The sequence below is a fragment of the Mucilaginibacter sp. genome, from assembly GCF_039207105.1.
In the GTDB taxonomy this organism is placed as follows: Bacteria; Bacteroidota; Bacteroidia; order Sphingobacteriales; family Sphingobacteriaceae; genus Mucilaginibacter.
The window spans coordinates 15157-29688 of record NZ_JBCECK010000065.1; the positions used below are offsets into that span (position 1 = coordinate 15157).

General features: G+C 40.1%; 12 protein-coding genes and 1 pseudogene. 4 read left to right on the forward strand and 9 right to left on the reverse strand.

The features are described 5' to 3' along the window. Nucleotides 1–63: 63 nt before the first annotated feature. Entirely contained in the window at nt 64–1785 is a 1722-nt protein-coding gene (locus AAGC65_RS14455) for a glycoside hydrolase family 3 N-terminal domain-containing protein (protein ID WP_343113169.1), read from the reverse strand. Between the two features lie 182 nt (nt 1786–1967). Between AAGC65_RS14455 and AAGC65_RS14460 the strand changes: the two genes are divergently transcribed. Together AAGC65_RS14460 and AAGC65_RS14465 are read left to right on the forward strand one after the other, a co-directional pair. Further along, nucleotides 1968–2639, forward strand: a complete 672-nt coding sequence (locus AAGC65_RS14460; protein WP_343113170.1) for a porin family protein — start codon at nt 1968–1970, stop codon at nt 2637–2639. A gap of 73 nt (nt 2640–2712) precedes the next feature. Next, nucleotides 2713–3597, forward strand: a complete 885-nt coding sequence (locus AAGC65_RS14465; RefSeq protein ID WP_343113171.1) for a glycosyltransferase — start codon at nt 2713–2715, stop codon at nt 3595–3597. Between the two features lie 16 nt (nt 3598–3613). On the opposite strand, the gene AAGC65_RS14470 is transcribed toward AAGC65_RS14465, so the two are convergent. The 7 genes from AAGC65_RS14470 to AAGC65_RS14500 all read right to left on the reverse strand — a co-directional run bounded on the left by AAGC65_RS14470 (nt 3614) and on the right by AAGC65_RS14500 (nt 11614). Beyond that, a complete protein-coding gene (locus tag AAGC65_RS14470; protein WP_343113172.1) occupies nt 3614–4600 on the reverse strand; it encodes a glycosyltransferase family 2 protein in 987 nt (328 codons plus the stop codon). Nucleotides 4601–4623: 23 nt separating this feature from the next. Continuing rightward, complete coding sequence (locus AAGC65_RS14475; protein ID WP_343113173.1) at nt 4624–5433, reverse strand: DUF5672 family protein; 810 nt, start codon at nt 5431–5433, stop codon at nt 4624–4626. Next, nucleotides 5426–6385, reverse strand: coding sequence for a hypothetical protein (locus AAGC65_RS14480; protein WP_343113174.1), 960 nt, complete (start codon nt 6383–6385; stop codon nt 5426–5428). The genes AAGC65_RS14475 and AAGC65_RS14480 overlap by 8 nt, the downstream gene beginning before the upstream one ends. 39 nt (nt 6386–6424) lie before the next feature. Further along, complete coding sequence (locus AAGC65_RS14485) at nt 6425–8275, reverse strand: ABC transporter ATP-binding protein (RefSeq protein WP_343113175.1); 1851 nt, start codon at nt 8273–8275, stop codon at nt 6425–6427. Between the two features lie 69 nt (nt 8276–8344). Next, nucleotides 8345–9376, reverse strand: coding sequence for a glycosyltransferase family 9 protein (locus tag AAGC65_RS14490; RefSeq protein ID WP_343113176.1), 1032 nt, complete (start codon nt 9374–9376; stop codon nt 8345–8347). Nucleotides 9377–9446: 70 nt separating this feature from the next. Then, nucleotides 9447–10448: a glycosyltransferase family 9 protein gene (locus AAGC65_RS14495; protein ID WP_343113177.1), complete on the reverse strand. Its 1002-nt coding sequence runs from the start codon at nt 10446–10448 to the stop codon at nt 9447–9449. Nucleotides 10449–10534: 86 nt separating this feature from the next. Continuing rightward, on the reverse strand, nt 10535–11614 hold the full coding sequence (locus tag AAGC65_RS14500) for a glycosyltransferase family 1 protein (protein ID WP_343113178.1): 1080 nt from the start codon (nt 11612–11614) through the stop codon (nt 10535–10537). A 169-nt stretch (nt 11615–11783) separates the two neighbouring features. On the opposite strand from AAGC65_RS14500, the gene meaB reads away from it, so the two are divergent. Then, nucleotides 11784–12668, forward strand: coding sequence for a methylmalonyl Co-A mutase-associated GTPase MeaB (meaB, locus tag AAGC65_RS14505; protein WP_343113179.1), 885 nt, complete (start codon nt 11784–11786; stop codon nt 12666–12668). A gap of 54 nt (nt 12669–12722) precedes the next feature. Here the strand turns inward: meaB and AAGC65_RS14510 are convergent, their stop codons facing one another. Then, nucleotides 12723–14012: an aminopeptidase P N-terminal domain-containing protein gene (locus AAGC65_RS14510; RefSeq protein ID WP_343113180.1), complete on the reverse strand. Its 1290-nt coding sequence runs from the start codon at nt 14010–14012 to the stop codon at nt 12723–12725. Nucleotides 14013–14150: 138 nt separating this feature from the next. Between AAGC65_RS14510 and AAGC65_RS14515 the strand changes: the two are divergent. After that, nucleotides 14151–14532, forward strand: a pseudogene (locus AAGC65_RS14515) (OmpA family protein); the annotation flags it as partial.

Here is a 14532-nt window from a genome sequence, read left to right on the forward strand (position 1 = left end):
TTCTCTGTAAAGTTCGCGATTGCTACGCTATCGCTCGCAATGACAATTATTTAACTCATTCCCCTACTGCATGCCTGTACCCGTAGGAAAAAATACATTGATGCTTACAGGTAGCTTACCTGTTGGTTTTAGTGTTCCGGCAATTACCTTAGCTGCTGATTTTTGCAGCTCGGGGGTCATTTGGTAGCATACAATCAGGTTGTTGCTTTTTTCAATGCCAGGTAAACCGGCAATGGTGTAGGCATTGGCAAAAACGCTCATTACCGTATTTTTACGGGATGCCAGATCGGCGATCAGCAATTTTACATCAGTTCCGTAATCCAGCTTGCTTTGTGGGCGCAGGCGGGTGTCATGTATACCTACAATAATTTGATCATACCGTTTTAACCAGGTAAGTATATTTTTAAGTTCGATGGCCGGCGTGTTTTTAGCCACAGTAAATACGCGGCAGGTTGGAAAGCTTTTAGCCATTTCCTGCTGAAACACGGTGGGGCCGTCAACACCAATACTTACTATTGCCGTTTTCAGGAAAGGGTTTAGTTTTAATGTGGTGGAGTTTCCTTTGATCAGGGTAACCGAAGCATCGCTCAGCTGCTGTACCAGATCTTTAGATGATTGCCTGTTCAGATCAGCGCTCAGATTCACCGGCGAAATAGTTTGACGGCGGTTAAGCCCGGCCCAATACTTAGCTGCCAATACTTTTTTTACCTTGATCTCAAACTCCGCGTCGCTGATGGCATTGTGGCGCATGGCCCTGCGGATGAGCTTAATAGCCCTGTCTGAATTTTCTGACAGCTCAATAATATCATTACCTGCTATGAATGCCCTTACATCGGCATCACCATTAGGGAAATATTTGGTAACACCTTTCATCTCCATGGCATCAGATACTACCAAGCCCTTAAACCGTAATGAATCCTTTAAAACACCGGTAATAATAGGGCGCGATAATGTAGACGGCAGGTGTTTGGTGCTGTCCATCGCCGGGATGTTCATGTGCGCTACCATTACCCCGCTGATGCCTGCGTTAATGGCCTCGCGAAAAGGATACTCCTCCAGCGAATCTAATCGGGCACGGCTGTAGGGCAATAAAGGCAGATCGAAGTGTGAATCGACATTGGTATCGCCATGCCCCGGAAAATGCTTGGCTGTGGTCAGTAAACCGCCATCCTGCATTCCTTTAAAATAGGCTATACCCTTTTTGGCTACATTGTACATATTATCGCCAAAGGAGCGGTAATTGATAACCGGGTTATTGGGATTGTTGTTCACATCCATATCCGGCCCAAAATTGATCTGGATACCCAGGCGCTTAAAATCATAAGCTACCTGCTGGCCCATTTTATATATCAGGTTATTATCCTGTATGGCGCCAAGTGTCATCTGGTAAGGGAATGATATGGTAGAATCTAAACGCATACCCAAACCCCATTCGCCATCCATGGATATTAATAATGGCACATTGGCCAACTTTTGGTATCGGTTAGTTAAAGCCGCTTGCCTTACCGGGCCGCCCTGAAAAAACACGAGGCCCCCAACTTGCTGATCTTTGATCACCTGGGCAACAGAATCTTCATAAGCACGCCCTTTATTGGTATGCGCCCTTACAAAAAGCAACTGCGCTATCCGCTGCCTGCGGCTTAATTTATCGTAAACAGAATCAACCCAGCGGTTTTTAGTTTTAAGGCTTTCAATATAGCTTCCTTTTTGTGCCAGGGCGTTAAAGGCAATAAAATTAAGTGCAAAAATGATGGTAAAGCAATACCTGTTTTTCAAAATTGGCATGGTTCAAATGTAGTATAAATGTATGTTTTAGCCCACCTGGCATATTAAATATTATAAAAATTATACCACGAATAAACCTTTGTTAAAATTTTTACTCTATGAGTATATAAAAACAAACTAATCATGAAATCATTTTAAACACATGTTCAAAATGATTTCGCTACCAAAAAACAATTGAAAAAATGAAAAAAATTATCTTTTTAGCAATATGCTTATTTACCGTAGGTACTGTTAGTGCTCAAGATTATTATGGCCCGCGCCACAGGCCTCGTCGTTATGTTAGACAGGAACGCCCGCACAACCGCTACAATGATAATCAGGTTAAGGTTGGTATTACCGGCGGTTTAAACCTGGCCAACTCACTTGATGCTTATGATTCGCGTTTTAGCTCGAGCACCATTGCGGCCTTTAATGTCGGGCTTACATTGGATGTTCCCGTTACAAATTATTTTTCGTTTGCGCCTGAATTGTTATTTTCACAAAAAGGCTTTAGCGCCGATCTTGAAAATGCTCATTTTACCGAACGTACCAACTATATTGACGTTCCCTTACTGGCAAAATTCAGGCTTGTGCCTGGGTTTAATTTTTTGATTGGCCCCCAGCTTACCTTTTTAACTTCGCAGCAAGATACTTACCGCGATTTTGGCAGCAATGCTATAACCCGTTTTAATGGGCACGAGGGCGACCAAAGCTACGTTGCAGGTGTAATTGGTGTTAGTTTTGACATTAACCGCAATGTAGAAATCAGGGGCCGTTATAACATTGACCTTGCCAGGAACGCCTCCAATGAAGCCGACCTGCCCGATTTCCGCAACCAGGTTTGGCAAATAGGTTTAGGATTTAAGTTTCAGTAAAATTTAATTAACAAAAAAGCCTTACGATATTTTTTACCTTCGTAAGGCTTTTTTTATTGACAAAAATCCTCCCATGATATCTATCATTATTGCTTCTGCCGATAAAATACTATTAAAACAGGTTACAGAAAACATCCACCATACCGTAGGCGTACCTTTTGAAATTATAGCTACCGATAACAGCCGCGGCGAAAAAAGCATGTGCGAGGTGTATAACCAGGCTGCTCAAAATGCCCAATATGATATATTGTGCTTTATGCATGAGGATATTATTATTGACACGCAAAACTGGGGAAATACTGTAAACCAATTATTTAACACCAATCCTGATCTTGGTTTGGTGGGTATAGCCGGTGGGGCGTATAAAGCCTTGGCACCTTCGGGTTGGCAGCCTTTTGGAGATATCAATATTCATATGCACTTACTGCAAGATTATAAGTTTGCCGGTAAGGAACGGGCCCTGGTTAAACTTAATCCCGGCAATCAAAAATTACCCGCTGTTGCCTGCATTGATGGTGTGTGGTTTGCCACCACCAAAAAAATATGGGCCGAGTTTCAATTTGATGAAAAAACTTTTACAGGTTTTCATGCCTATGACATTGATTTTTCTTTAACCATAGGCCAAAAATACAAAATAGCTGTTACCTACGATGTTTTACTGCAGCATTTGTCTGACGGGAATTATGACCGTACCTGGGTTTATGAATCTATGAAGCTGCATAAAAAGTGGAATAAACATTTGCCTGCCAACATACAGGGTTTATTTTACAAACAACAAATAATCGCGGAAAAACTCACCTTTAAAAAATTTACCGAGCAACTTATTACGTTAAAGATGCCTATTAAATTAGCCTATACCATACTTTGGCAATATAACCGATACGCTTCCTTCAGTTTTAAACTGTTTGTTAAGCTTAATTTTTACCTGCTAAAGTTGCAACTCAAAAAACGCGAGTAAATTAGAGAACTCAGCGCTATTCCGGTCGGATTAGCTTTTTATTATCGGGCTTAATATGGGTATACCAAAAGTTTTTAGCCTTATAACCCCAGGCCAGCTTCTTGATTTCCCGGCGCCTTTGACGATTGTTTTGTTTGGAAATGTAGTATAAAACATTGATATGTTTTTTTATCAAAGCAAAGAGGCGGAAAGACACATAGCTATCCGGCCAGTTCACATATAGCTGGTATAATGTTTTAACAAACTTTGTCCGCTTATTTTTAGGATAGGTTGCACAATACTGCAACCATCTACTTCGGCGTTTAAAAATCTGCTCTCTTGTTTGGTGCCTGTAGCGGTCTTTATCGGCATCCTTTCTTTCCAATAAATCCGTATCACTATTTTCATGCTGGCGGTATTTAACCAAACATTGCGGCAAATAGTCAATAGTACCTATGTTGGTTGCTACGTAAGCCATCCACCAATCGTGATAGCCGTCTTTTTTAAACGGACGAGCCTCTGCAATTAATTCCTTTTTAATTAACATAGCATGCCCCGATACACAATTAAAAAACAAAAACGCTTCCGGCTCATCTCCACGGTAAAAATTAAACAAGTCGGTCATTTTTTTACCTAATGATTCATTTTGCTCATTAATCAGTTCAGAATCATGATACAGTATCAGGTTATCGCCTATAGCCGCAACCTGAAGCTCGATTTTTTTAACATCCCACAGGTCATCCTGATCGCAAAACGCAATCAGGTCACCCTGGCAATAATCTAAAGCCCGTTCAAAATTATTTACAAAGCCTACATTTGTTTCGTTTTGATAGATACGCAGGTTGGGGTGTTTAGAGGCGTAAGAAGCAAGTATCTGGTAGGTGTTATCGGTGGAGCAATCATCTACAGCAATAATTTCAATATTGCGATAAGTTTGATTAATGAGCGTATATAATTGCTGCTCCAAAAACCGGGCACCGTTGTAAGTACAAAGTGCTATGGATACCAATGGAAGCTCTTTCATAAAATCAATTGATATTACTGGTTTTAAATATCGTAACCCTGCTTTTTAAATATGGGGCGCCAAAAATCAAGGTACAGATCCCAGGCATGGCAACCAAACGGCAACTCATTATTATTTAGTCTTAGCGCCCGTTCAGGGGCCAGTTCAAAAGAAAACTTTAACCCTGTTTTGTATGATGGTATATTTAATATTTTCCGCTTCCTATTTACTTCAATACACCAAAAAATATCCTCATGAAATTCGTGCTCGCTACGTGTTAAATACATCGACATTTTATCGCGCATGCTAATACTCAGATCATGAAACTTTTTCACCCTCCGTAATGAAAATCCTCCATTACCAACTTTATACTCATATTGCATTGGTGATGGAAGACCATTCTTCTGGATGTTAAACCTGGCGTGATAGTGAAATTGTATTTTTGACTTTATCGCTTTAATTATATCCGGGTAATCACCTGGCGGTATCCAGGGGGCACCTATATAATCAATTGGTTGGCTGCACCAATACCCTAACTCATCCTTAAATACAAAGGCATCTAACTGATGAATTAAAATAAATTCATAATCTAAAAAACGTTTGTAAAAAGTATCAGAAAGCATCAAAGCATTATACCCATCAATACTTTTAAAATAGCTATCGTCAAAGGTTTCAACAGCTGTAAAATTAAACTGATTAACCTCATCAGATAACACAAGCGATTGGGGCTTTATAATGATGCGGGGATAGCTGACTAAAACATTTTGTAACTGAGTTAGTACAATTTTTTCTAAATCGGAGATTTTATTTTGATAAAAAGGAACTATAACAGCAACTTTCTTCAACTTACTCATAACGCTTGGTTTTATTATAAAGCTCCTGTACTAACGATTCAAAATGATCCTGGAAAAGAAAATCATATCCGTTTTCACCTTCCGGAACAACATTTATAACATCAAAACAAGCTTCTAAAATACGAGGGACTTTTAATGCTTCGGCAATTGAAAATGGAAATGATTGGTTGCCAATAAAAAATTTACAACCTGCAATCATCCTGGCCAACTGTAAAAAATCATTTACCTGTACCCACTCAATATCAGGGATTTGCTTTTTAATGTCGTTATATTCCGATTCAACCCCTATGAATTTTAAATTACTGTAGTTTCGCAGAAACTTATAATCAACTCCCCTGCTCCTGTATCTTTCGCTCCTTGCAATAATTATATCGTCTGCAAAGGATATGTCTGGCTCTACATCAAGCCAGTTTTTCCATAATTCAGGATTTATTCCTGTAACATATGAACACCAATGGGCTATATTACATCTATCCATCGGCACATGTCCTGCCCTAAAATAATCCAGGTCAATATCTATTTTCTGATCTGTTAAAATTTCGAATTGACTGATGTATGGCTGCGACCTGATTAAAGGCGCTAACATGGTTACCATTTTATCATTAAGCCTTACATTACCCAGTGGATGGGTTACTCCGTCTGAAAGCAACAACGGCTGCCCAAGCCTAAGGTATAAGTTTATAGGTACCTTTACAATTTCGGCCAGTTTTTTAATTGTTGGTAATGCATAAATAATATCCCCGGCATTACCACTATGGTTAAGGTTAAGTTGATGATTAGCGGAGGCGATGGCACGTATCTTTGTTGGATTGTTCAATCGTTTATCTCCGATTAAAAAATTGGCAGATTCAGCATTTTTATAATTATGCAATTCCCATTTATAGTTTTTATAACCTGCTCTATCGGTATATTTAAGCCAGTATGTACTTATAAAACTTCTTTTTTTCACCATTTCAGTTATTTCAAAATCCGGCTAAGCAATTTCTATATATTAATCGGCATTAAAGGTTTGCATATCAATCAGCTTTTTGTAAAGCCCGTTATTTTGCAATAACTCCTGGTGATTACCTTGTTCAACAACACGGCCTTTTTCCAGCACAATAATTACATCGGCATTTTGTATGGTACTTAAACGGTGCGCTATAATTAATGATGTGCGGTTTTTCATGAGGTTATTCAATGCTTCCTGCACCAGTTTTTCCGATTCGGTATCCAACGCCGAGGTAGCCTCATCAAGCAGCATGATAGGCGGGTTGTTCAGTACCGCACGGGCAATACAAATGCGCTGACGCTGACCACCAGATAGCTTGCCCCCCCTGTCGCCTGTATTGGTTTGGTAACCATTATCAGTTTCCATGATAAAGTTATGGGCATTGGCAATACGCGCGGCGACTTCCACCTCCTGCTGGGTTACCCCGGTTTTACCAAAGGCTATGTTGTTAAATATAGTATCGTTAAACAGCATCGATTCCTGGTTCACAATACCCATTTGAGCTCTTAATGATTCTGTAGTGAGTGATTGAATATTTTTATCATCAAAATAGATGGTCCCGGCCTGCGGTTCAATAAAACGCGGCAACAGATCCATAAATGTTGATTTACCTCCGCCCGATGGGCCAACCAGCGCAATGGTTTTACCTTTTGGAATAGTGAGGTTAAGACCGTTTAAAACGTATTTATCAGGCTCCTCCTCACTTGCACCCTTGTTCCGGTAAGCAAATGATACATTCTCAAAACGGATACTATCATTAAACCCATCAATTTTTACCGCTTCAGGGCTGTCAATTACCAAGGGCTTTTCATCAATAAGTGCTAACACCCGCTCGCCTGCCGCAATACCTGAATGAATGTTGCTGAACGAATCAGAAATGGCTTTTGCCGGCCGCATCACCTGCGAAAATATGATGATATAAAGAATAAAGTTTTCGGCTGTTAATGTGCCTTTACCATTTATAATTAATGTGCCACCGTACAATACAATACCAGCCACCATTAACACACCTAAAAATTCTGACACTGGCGAAGCCATTTGCTGCCTTTTAGCCATGGACCGAGTAATGCGCGAATAGCGTTCGTTTTCGTCATTAAACCTGTTCTTAATAAATGGTACCGCGTTAAAGGCTTTGATGATCTTGATGCCCGATAAGGCTTCGTCCAGATAGCTGATCATATTACCATAAGTTTGGTGCGATTCGATAGCCTGCTCTTTCAAACGTTTCACTATTCTGGAGATAACGAATGCCGAAACGGGGATTATGAGCATAGAAAATAAGGTAAGTTTTACCGAAATTGCAAATAAGGCTATTAGGTAAGCAATAAGCTGAAAAGGCTCTTTAAAGATCACCTGTAGTGTACCCGTAACCGAAAACTGAACCACCTGCACATCGGCTGCTATTTTTGAAATGATATCGCCCTTGCGCTCATTGCTAAAATAGCCAAGGTGCAAATTCATCACATTATTAAAAACGGTTCGCCTTAAATTCAACAGCGTGTAAATGCGCAGGTTTTCCATAATACGCTGCGACAGGTACCGGAATATATTACTCAACAATACAGAAAGCACAATGGATACGCAGACAAATTTTAAAGCCCCGGATGCGCCGTAATGCCGGTTAGCCTCCTGGGCATAGTAATTGAAGTTCTGCAACAGATCAAGCGAATGCGTTGGTCTTTCAAGTAACTTATCTGGTGGGGTGGGGTAAAAAATAGTTTTAAGCAGGGGGGCAAGCAGGGTAAGGTTAAGCGTATTAAATACCACCAGAAATATAGTACATATAAAGTATGGTAAAGCAAATTTGCCTATAGGTCTGGCAAAGGACAATAACCTGAAGTAGATTTTCATTTAAAAAAATTAATCTGCAAAATTAGTTAAATAGCAGTTATTATATACACTTAGTTTCAGGAGGCCCTTTTAAACGGTTGTAAGCCGATGATTAGTATTGTCCATTACCCATTCATTTATCCGTTCATATACCATATTTACTGTAATACTGCTCAGATCATCGCCATTGCTTTCAATATGCTCTGCCTTTATACCCATCGGGGCCCAGCGTTTGGCATCGATACCCTGCGTTATCGGGAACAAGCCTAAGGTGTGTATTCCGGCAGCTGCAGCCACATGCAACGGACCGGTTCCGGAAGCCAGCAGGCCATCTGCATGATATATTAAAGCAATCAATTCGTTAAGCGACAGCTTGCCACTCATATCAATTACATGAGCAGGCAGTTGCGGTATCCAGCTTTTAAAAAGCTGATGTTCTTTTTCTGAGCCTGTTATAAAAACACGGAATCTATCCTCCGGTAAAAGTTTTATGAGGGCGGTGAAGTTTTCCTGATCCCACTCTCTCCCGTTTCCGTTTGATTTGGAGTGAATGATGAGGTTGAATTTATCGTTCTTAAGCAGATCTTTAACTTGCGTGGGCAAGTCAACCGTTGGTTTAAAATTATCCCTGTATAAATTGGCAATGGTACCCAAAGTAGGTATATGTGTAACCCCAAGCGGCTTGCACATGTAAATGTTCTGTTGTGCCTCATGCAGATCAGATCGCCTGCGGCTTAGCCTGATCAGTTTATTGCAGGTAAAAAAATGATAGTTTCGGCTGGTTACCCCTATCCTGATCTTTATACCGGCTTTCTTGGCGGCTTCGGCAATTTGCCTTTTCGGAAACTCATGTACAATTGCATCAATGCCCTTGTCTTTAAAAACAACAGCTATTTCCGGAACTGATAACGGTTCCAATTCATCATAATTAATAAAATGATCAACAGCCTTACAAGCGTCAACAACAGGTTTGGTGTAGCTGCGGCCCAGAATGCTGACAATCACATCCGGGTATAATTGCTTCAGATAAATACAGGTAGATAATTGCAGTACAACATCGCCCATAGCATCAAGCCTGTTTATTAAAATGTGTGTTATTGTTTTGTTATCAATTACTGGCATTTAATTTTTGTATGGTATAAATATCAACTAAGGCAAAAGTACAACAATAGCACTTAAAGGCTTATCTGCTTTATTGCAGCCAGCTCTCTATTGTTTTTTTAACCATATCAACAGAAATACTGCTCAGGTCATCAGAATCGCTTTCAATATGTTCGGCCTTTAAACCAAGAGGAGCCCACCTTGTGGCATTAATTGAAGCCGAAACAGGAAATAAACCCAGCGTATGTATACCTGAAGCTGCAGCCACATGAAGCGGGCCGGTACCCGAAGCCACTAAGCCATCGGCACGGTATATGAACGCGATAAATTCATGCAGGTTCATTTTTCCGCTTAAATCAATTACATGTTTGGGTAATTGAGGAATCCAGGCTTTGAATAACTCATGCTCTTTTTCTGAACCGGTTATAAAAACGCGGAATTTATCTTCAGGCAACTGGTTTATCAGTTGGGTAAAGTTATTCATCTCCCACTCCCGGCCGTTCCCGCCAGATTTGGAGTGGATGATCAAATTAAACCTGTTATGCTTTAACAGCTCGTTAAGCGTTGCCGGCAGTTCAACCGTTGGCTTAAAATTATCTTTATAGTAGCGGGCAATAGTACCAATGGTAGGTATGTGGGTAACGCCAAGCGGCCCGCACATATAAATATCCTGCTGGGCCTCGTGCATAATTGATGTTGCACGGTTTAGCTTTATTAATTTATTACAGTTTAAACGATGATGGAATTTGCTGGTTGCACCTATTCTGATTTTGATACCCGCTTTTTTTGCTGCCTGGGCTATTTGGCTTTTAGGGAATTCATGCACAACCGCGTCAATAGCTTTTGTTTTAAAAATATTGGCTATCTCATTTGTTGATAAAGGCTTAATTTCATCATAATTAATAAAATGATCAACCGCCTTGCAAGCATCAACAATAGGCTTAGTGTAACTACGCCCTAAAAAGCTGATAGTTACGTCCGGATTTAATTGCTTTAAATAAATACAGGTAGGCAGTTGTAACACCACATCGCCAATGGCGTCAATCCTGCTTATTAAAATGTGCTTTATATCTTTATTAATAGTTAAGGGCATCAAACTTTTGTAAAATACAAATAAGAAAAAACGAAATTACAACAATAGTACGGTATAGGGTATCGGTTTGTAACAGCTGCAACCCGTCAAATTAAATTCCCACTATCTCCTGGCATTCCCAAACACTCGGCATACAGATCAAGATATTGCTGCGCTGTTTTTTTCCAGTCAAACTTTTCGGCATGTTTCATGATGGCCGCGCTCTTATCCTGGCTTACATATTCTTCCAGGCCTTTGCTAAAAGTTGCCTGCATACTTTCGGGCTCAAAACTATCAAAATACCAGGCCGCATCGCCGCCAACTTCGGGCAATGAGGTATGTTTAGATAAGAAAACAGGCTTGCCAAAATGCATGGCCTCAATAACCGGCAAGCCAAAACCCTCAGCTATTGACGGGAACATAAAAGCTTCGCAGTTTTTGTAATACCAGGCCTTATCCTCATCGCTGATAAGCCCCGGGATAATTACCCTGTCGACGCAATTGTATTTAGCGGCCTCTTCCAGAATTTTTTCCTGGTAACCGGTTATTTTACCAGCAATGATCAATTCGTAATCATTATCTTTTAATAAAGCGGGCAGCACATGAAAATTCTTTTTCGCTGCAAGGCTGCCTATGGTAAATAAAAATTTACGGGCAGGTTGATATGCCGGCGTATGATTTTCGGGCAGGATAAGTTTATCCGCTCCGTTATATATAACTGAAAGTTTATCGGCAGCCTGGGGGTAATGTTCTATCACATCCCTGGCTACAAAGTTTGAAATTACAACCACCCTGTCGCAGGCATCTATGTAGCCTCCCAAACGTTTCAGGTATTTATCATAGCGTTGCGGCGATCTGTTTTTTTCGTGTACCGGGTTCATATCATGAATGGTAAGCACTTTTTTGGCTTGCACCCGGTTAGGGTTTAGTTTGCAGTACTGATTGGTAAAGTGTACCAGATCAAACTGGTTATACTTTGGAAAAAAGATTTTATGCAGCAGAGATATGGTTACCGTACCGCTAATTTTTTTAAAAGTGTGGATGGCCGTGCGGCGTACATAACCATACAAGGTAAAACGATGGGTGCTTTGTTCAATCAATTCATCTCCCAGACTCCTTTCAAAAAAAAACAATCCGGAGGTTGCGCGTTTTAATGAATCGAAAGTTATCAGGATAGATGGTTTCAAATGATGTATGCTTTAATAAATTCCCTGAATAATGTTGATAACAGGCGGCCGAAACAGATTTTACAATGCAGCTTAAGCAACAAATATACAATTTTGATGAATTATCGGGCATTAAGCCTGCTTTGTTGTTGCTCTGCCACAAATCGGCTTATATTTGTTATACCTACGCATGCAAACAGAAAACGTTAAATCATCAGCTATAAATTTCAGGTCGGTTGCCCGTGCTCTTACTATTGTTGAAAATGATTTAACCGGTGCCGAGGATTTGCTTAAAAATTTAAGCTTTACTAAAAACACTCCTATTATAGGTATAACCGGTCCGCCGGGTGCAGGCAAAAGTACATTGGTAAATTCACTGATCAATTTGCTTTTAGAGGACGGCAACAGGGTTGCCGTTTTAGCCATCGACCCTACTTCGCCTTTTAATTTTGGTTCGTTACTTGGCGACAGGATCAGGATGGCCCCGCACTTTAATCACCCTGATGTTTTTATTCGTTCGCTTGCTACGCGTGGTTCTTTGGGTGGTTTATCTACCAAAACCATTGAAATGACTGATGTATTGCGGGCATCGGGTTTTGATTATGTACTGATAGAAACCGTGGGCGTTGGCCAGTCGGAAGTTGAAATAGCAGGCCTCGCCGATATCACGCTGGTTACTTTGGTGCCAGAGGGCGGCGATGAGATACAGCACATCAAATCGGGCCTGATGGAAATTGCAGACGCCTTTATTATTAACAAAGCCGACAGGGTCGGTGCTGATACTTTTGCCAATAACCTGAAAAAGATAATCGGCCAACAAATGGGTAACCAGCCGCCGGTGTTCAAAACTATAGCTTCGCAAACAGCCGGGATAAAGGAAGTAGCAGAGTTTATACGCCTGGCCGCAAACAAAAAAAATGAACGCCGGGAGTTATTAATGACCGAAAAAGCATACAAACTTATTCAGCAGAAATTAACGCAACACATTGATAAAAAAAAGCTTCGGCAAGATGTTGCCGAAGCTTTAAACCACAAAAACTTCAATTTGTATAGTTTTGTATATACTTATGTATAGTTTACAATGAATTAATGATTTGGTAATCGCTAAATTGTTTTAATAGCGCTGAAATTAGCTATTCATGATCTCCTCTATATGATCTGCCTCTACCGGAATATTAGCCATCAGGTCGCGGTTTCCGTCCTGGGTAATTAAAATATTGTTCTCGATACGGATACCCAAACCTTCTTCGGCTATATAAATACCCGGCTCACAAGTTAAAATATTACCTACCTCAAAGTCTTTATAACGGCTTGCAAAATCATGAACATCTAAACCCAAATGATGAGAGGTGCCATGCATAAAATACTTTTTATAAAGCGGTGCATCAGGGTTTTGCTTGGCAACATCATGTTTATCCAGCAAGCCTAAACCAATCAATTCGCTGGTCATTATTTTACCAACTTCTTCATGGTACTCGTTCCATACCGTACCGGCTACTATCATTTTAGTAGCCTCGCGCATTACACGCAAAACGGCATCATAAACAGCACGCTGGCGTTTGGTAAAACGCCCATTAACCGGTACCGAGCGGCTCATATCAGCATTGTAGTTGGCATACTCGGCTCCAAAATCAAAAAGTATCACATCGCCATCATTACATATCTGGTTATTATCGTTATAGTGTAATACTATAGCATTTTTTCCTGATGCCAGGATAGGGTTATAAGCATGGCCTGTAGCACGCTGCCTTAAAAACTCGTGTATTATTTCTGCCTCGATCTCGTATTCGGCCACGCCTGGCTTCAGAAATTTGAGTACTCTTACAAAGGCATCATTGGTAATATCACAAGCCTTTTGCGTAAGCGCAATTTCAGTTTCAGACTTAACAACCCTAAGGTCGCGCAGGATAGGTGCCGAACGCTCATATTGATGTAAAGGATACTTTAACTTCAGGTCATTCAGCATCCTGATGTCGCGATAGGGTACGGTGCTACTGTACCTATCGTTCTCATTAGTATTAATATATATGTATTCGGCATAATTAATTATGCTTTGTAATATAGTATCATATTCATGCAGCCAGTAAATATTTTCGATACCTGAAACCGCCCTAGCTTCCTCCTTAGTGTATTTATGCCCCTCCCAAATGGCAATATGTTCGCTGGTTTGTCTTAAAAAAAGTACTTCTCTGTATGCTTTATTAGGACAATCCGGGTATAAAACAAGTATACTTTGCTCCTGATCTATACCTGAAAGGTAAAAAAAGTCAGGGTTTTGTTTGAATAAAAAAGCCTGATCACCGCTCCTTGGAAACTCATCATTGGCATGAAAAATAGCTATAGCGTTTAATTTTGTTCTTGAAACGAAATTTTTTCTATTATTTATAAATAGCTTATTATCGATTATAGGATATTTCATATTTCTGTGATGATTATCATTTTTTTTTCTTTATTTGTGTAACTATTACAAGTTTTGGAACAATGTTTGGTCATGGTTTCAAACATAATTACTAAATTTGAAAAAAATCACAATTAAAATCGTTTAATCTTAAAAACTATGAATTATTCTACATTAAAGAAAACAGTCGCATTGTCATTTGCTTCTTTGATGGTTGTGGGAATCGTAAATGCACAAACGGATTCTACTAAAACAGCCACGGCAACTACAACGTCTACTGAGACCACTACCCCCAAGGTATTTGGCGGAGCAGGTCAGTACAACAAATTTAGCATTGGTGTAAATGTTGGCGCTACCTCTCCATCTGTTGCTACAGGCGGTTCAAATGACTTTACACACAATAAAGTTCAATTAGGCTACGGTATCTCATTCAGAGAGCAATTAGCACATTCTTTTGGTTTACAATTGGATTTACACGGTGGTAAAGTAGAAGGTGACAACACCAAATACCCAGGTACTGAAGCAGGCTACACTGCACAAT

Excerpts from the sequence above, each read along its gene's own strand:
- AAGC65_RS14455 (WP_343113169.1), bottom strand. The coding sequence starts at position 1,785 with ATGCCAATTTTGAAAAACAGGTATTGCTTTACCATCATTTTTGCACTT.
- AAGC65_RS14460 (WP_343113170.1), top strand. The coding sequence starts at position 1,968 with ATGAAAAAAATTATCTTTTTAGCAATATGCTTATTTACCGTAGGTACT.
- AAGC65_RS14465 (WP_343113171.1), top strand. The coding sequence starts at position 2,713 with ATGATATCTATCATTATTGCTTCTGCCGATAAAATACTATTAAAACAG.
- AAGC65_RS14470 (WP_343113172.1), bottom strand. The coding sequence starts at position 4,600 with ATGAAAGAGCTTCCATTGGTATCCATAGCACTTTGTACTTACAACGGT.
- AAGC65_RS14475 (WP_343113173.1), bottom strand. The coding sequence starts at position 5,433 with ATGAGTAAGTTGAAGAAAGTTGCTGTTATAGTTCCTTTTTATCAAAAT.
- AAGC65_RS14480 (WP_343113174.1), bottom strand. The coding sequence starts at position 6,385 with ATGGTGAAAAAAAGAAGTTTTATAAGTACATACTGGCTTAAATATACC.
- AAGC65_RS14485 (WP_343113175.1), bottom strand. The coding sequence starts at position 8,275 with ATGAAAATCTACTTCAGGTTATTGTCCTTTGCCAGACCTATAGGCAAA.
- AAGC65_RS14490 (WP_343113176.1), bottom strand. The coding sequence starts at position 9,376 with ATGCCAGTAATTGATAACAAAACAATAACACACATTTTAATAAACAGG.
- AAGC65_RS14495 (WP_343113177.1), bottom strand. The coding sequence starts at position 10,448 with ATGCCCTTAACTATTAATAAAGATATAAAGCACATTTTAATAAGCAGG.
- meaB (WP_343113179.1), top strand. The coding sequence starts at position 11,784 with ATGCAAACAGAAAACGTTAAATCATCAGCTATAAATTTCAGGTCGGTT.
- AAGC65_RS14510 (WP_343113180.1), bottom strand. The coding sequence starts at position 14,012 with ATGAAATATCCTATAATCGATAATAAGCTATTTATAAATAATAGAAAA.